We start from the raw sequence: 3,943 nt of genomic DNA, 5'->3' as shown, positions 1-3,943 counted from the left end.
GCTCAAAGCTGAAGAAGTGGCAGTCCACCTCCATCGCAATGCCGGGCACCTCTTGAGGAGTGATGTCGTACTGCGCCATCAGCTCAGCAATCTGCTGTTTGAGCTCAGGGGTGGAGAGCCCTTGCTCATTGGCGGCGGCTTCAACGCGAGCTTTGTGCTCCATGAACTCGTCCAGCATGTGCGGTTTGTTGAGGGCACTGACCAGCTTGAGCTCATTGCGGGTGCGCTTGATGATCGCCCCGGCCACTTGGGAGTGGGTCAGGTAGACCTTGTTGGCGTCACGCAGCAGGCGCTCGATGGCATTGATGATGTGAACCCGCACGCTGTTACGGCGCGAGATGATGTCGGAGATCTCAAGCTGGTTACCGTTGATCTGGTAATAGCTGTCCGGGGTGACCACCAAGCCTGCCGTAATTTTGCGGGCGCGGCCTTGGATAAGATCGACGTTGCCCTTGACGTCCGGGGCGGACGATTCGGGGTCGGTCATGCCCTTCATGAAAGCGTTAATCGCCTCCAAAGCCTTGGGCTGGTGGAGGGTGATCGCCAGCGAACGCGCGTCGATCGCCGCTTTGAAGAAGTGGGTGTTGATGTGCGCCCGATCAGCTTTGCGGCGGCCGTAGGCATTGCGAACCAGCATGGCGGCAGGCTCACGGATGTCTGCGTACTGCTCACCCAGCAGGTGGCACAGGGCTTGCTCGATGATGCTGACGTCTTTGGACTTGATCCGCTGGTTGGAGCCGATCATGTGCTTGATGGTGAACACCGGCTTTGGCAGCGACACTTCACCCTTATCTGTCACGAGGGCTTCGGGCATTTTCTTGATGATGGCCCGTAGTGCGACACGTAGCTGCTCGGGGGAGAGCTCTTCGCGTTCATCGCGTTCGGTCAGCTTGGCACCTTCGGCCAGGAAAGCGTTGACCTTAGTGACGAGATCCTTGGGCATCTCAATGACGATGTCGCTGCGCACCCGCTGCACGGTGAAGAACTCGCACGGGATGACCCCGTTGTAGTATTTGAACCGAGGGTCGCGATTTTCACGATAGATGTTGGTGACCATCTCAGGAATGCCGCTACCGGGGTTCGCGTACTCGGCCATGTTCTGGTAGTCCTGCGTGACCAGACCGGCCATCAGCGACAACACCTCCAGCGTGTTACCCGCCAGCTTGCCATTGCGGTTAAAGCCGGGGCTGAACTCCAGCTTGCCGGAGGTCAGCTGGCACTGGTAACCATCGACAATGACGGCGTTACGCGACTGCGCACCGGACTTCATGCACAACGCCTCATAGGCGAGGCTCTGGATGGCTTGGATCTTCTTGTCCACATCGACAGGACGGGAGATCTGCACCGCCGCATTCTTGCGATGGATGGCCTTGAATTGGTAATAGCGCGACAGGGCTTCTTCTTCGGTCGTGAACTGGCCCGCTTTGACCAGGGTATGGTACAGCAGCAGTTCAAGCGCCCGGCAGCCAACGGGGGAGGCGACTTGCTCACCACGTTCCCATTTCGAGTAGGTGTTGATGGTCGCACAGCCAAGCCGTGTGCCCATCTCCTCCTGAGTGATCACGCCGGACTTCTCGAATCGGCTCAGGTAACTGCGCATTGGTTCGAACTCCTCCCAAGTAAACAAGGGCGGCGGTAGTCGGTGTGAACCCATCTTCTTAGGGGTAGCGTTACTGTTCATTGTGATAGTCCTTACGAAACTGCTTAATATTGCCTGAAAACACCAAACATAATCAAATATCATTAGCTCTGTTTGCGAGATTCCATATCGCGTTTACGGATAGCCTGATTAAGACTTGTCATGACGGTGTCGCTGGTAATTCCGGGGTAGTTCTCGACGTAGATGGAGATCATCATGTGCGCGACCTGGATGGCCTCCATCAGCGGGACGGGCACGGCGCGGACGGGTTTGTTGTTCTCGTAGACCGAGAAGAAGACATGACGGCCTTGGTGCTCTAGCTGGAACCCTTTCTTGGGGCCGCCCTGAACGCCATGGTTATCAAATTTTGCCTTGCAGGTTTCCCCCATCCCCAGCAGCACGGCCACCACCTCCAGATACTCGGTGCGGGTGAGCTGGATGCGCGTCTTATTGCCCCAGTTGTAGGTCCGATTGGCCGGGTTGAGCATTTCCGCCGCCTCGATGGAGATGGTCAGGAAGTTTTTTCGGGTGATGTCGGGTATGAAGTTGAGGGCAGCCTTGGAACCATGAATTTTGATGCTGAAATACTCGGGATACTTGCCTTGCGCTCCATTGGCAGCCTTGGATTCCTGCTGCGGGGCCTGTGTCGCTGCACCCTGACGGCGCTGCTGGTGGACGGGCGCTTGCGTGGGGGCAGGCTCGTCTGCATAGCCGTTGTACTGCTGGTCGACGTAGTCAGACTCGTCGTAGTGAGGCACCTGCGAAGCGGAGGCAGGCACAGACGGATGCTTGAAGCCAGAACGGTGATTGGCGTACATGACAGTCACTCCACAAGTAGTTTGTAAAACGACTATAACACGCGCCTATGATTGAACGGAAGCGTTTTCACGCTCCGCTCACATTGTAGGGGGATGGATTAGGGGGCGATTCATTGCCTCGGACGGAACATGGAAGCGAAGGTGGGAGGGGAGTCCTGCAAGTCTTTGCCAGAGAGCTGGCGTGACAACATGGTGGGGATGTTGGCCAGGGACACCGGTTGGGTTTGCTCTTGGGCGAGTTGGGGCTCTACGGCTTGCAGGGACTCAGTATACCCGCCTTTGACCGGCTTGAAACCGTATTGCTTCTTGAGGCGTGTGTAGTGGGTCAAAAAGCGGCTGAGGTAGACGTTACGCTTGGAGGGCGTTACCGAGTGGTAATCACCCACCCCTTCCCAGATGACCCCTTTGCGAGCCCGGATCTTGGAACTCAGGAACCAGGTGCCGACCATGATGTTGATGCACGGGTTGTAGGTGATGTGCTTCCAGGTCAGGAATGGGTATTCCTTGTTGATGAGGCTCAGGTTGATGGTGTTGATCTGCATTGGCCCGAGGTCATAAGAGCCATTGGTATTGCGCGACATGGTGCCGACCTTGCCACCTTCCACCTTCAGGATGGTGCGGATCACCAATTCAGGAACGGCATAGGTGCGCGAGGCGGTGGAAACACACTCGGCCACGACGGGCTCAGGAACGGGGTAGGGGGCAGGGGCAGCGAACATTACTCAGTACCTTTGCTAGTGTCGGGTTCTTGCATCGGATACATCTTAAATTCCGGCGCGGCTATGACAACCGCGTTCTCGTTGAGCACGAGGCCGTGGTTCATCTTCAAGCGGGCAATCAAGTCAGCTTGAGCCTTGTTCGGGTCTTTCTTGAGCATGGCCTGTGACACGATCTCCTCGGGCTTGGCGTAGTAGATGAGCGGCGCATCGTGCAGGTCGTAGTAGGACATTGAGTGCATGGAGTAGGCCAACCAGAGCAGACCCACCAGGTTAAGCACCCCCAACACGCCTAGCACCGGTTGCCAGTTGAACTCCTTGGCGGACGGTGACGGTTCGACCACGGGGGCGGGCTCAGCGACGCTCGAGGTCGCTCGGGCAGGCTCACCGTGAAGGATGTCCTGTTCACCCGATCCCGTCTCGGGATCGTGGTGCTCGTCGCCTGGGGCATCACCGTGCGCGTTAAAGGGAGGCAATGGATGGTCTGGCATGGAAGCTCCTTATTCGATCACCGGTAAGCTCATTCCCTTCTCAAGGAAGAACGTCACAGGGGTGCCGGGTGAAATTTCGATGACTGGCCACTGCTGTTCGGCAATCGAGATCGCGTACTGAGCAAGACGGTCAGCACCACCCGAGACGCCACCCAGTACGCCGCTCTTGCCGACATCAGTCATGTCCGGTGTCTGGAAGGTGGTCTGTTCACCGGGGTTCTGGTCCAGTGTCGGGATGGCTTGTGGCTTGGTGGCCTCAGCGACTGCGGAGAGGAAGGA

At 57.4% G+C, this 3,943-nt stretch carries 4 protein-coding genes and 1 pseudogene; all 5 read right to left on the bottom strand.

Annotated elements, in window-relative coordinates; translation table 11 throughout:
* Positions 1 to 1,600: hypothetical protein (locus PG883_RS22475; RefSeq protein WP_270808272.1), on the bottom strand; the 1,600-nt coding region annotated here is incomplete at its 3' end.
* Positions 1,601 to 1,743: 143 nt separating this feature from the next.
* Positions 1,744 to 2,457 (bottom strand): hypothetical protein, encoded by a 714-nt coding sequence (locus PG883_RS22470; protein ID WP_114522831.1) that lies wholly within the window; start codon positions 2,455 to 2,457, stop codon positions 1,744 to 1,746.
* 110 nt (positions 2,458 to 2,567) lie between these two features.
* A complete protein-coding gene (locus tag PG883_RS22465) occupies positions 2,568 to 3,176 on the bottom strand; it encodes a lytic transglycosylase domain-containing protein (RefSeq protein WP_114522832.1) in 609 nt (202 codons plus the stop codon).
* Positions 3,176 to 3,664 carry a hypothetical protein gene (locus PG883_RS22460; protein ID WP_114522833.1) on the bottom strand — a complete coding sequence of 163 codons (489 nt, stop codon included), beginning with the start codon at positions 3,662 to 3,664 and terminating at the stop codon, positions 3,176 to 3,178. Before PG883_RS22460 ends, PG883_RS22465 begins: the two co-directional genes overlap by 1 nt.
* Before the next feature lie 9 nt (positions 3,665 to 3,673).
* A pseudogene (locus PG883_RS22455) lies at positions 3,674 to 3,943 on the bottom strand (conjugal transfer protein TraB); the annotation flags it as partial.

The organism is Aeromonas sp. QDB25 (assembly GCF_027707725.1).
Lineage (GTDB): Bacteria > Pseudomonadota > Gammaproteobacteria > Enterobacterales > Aeromonadaceae > Aeromonas > Aeromonas caviae.
This window is presented reverse-complemented; position numbering and strand designations above follow the sequence as displayed.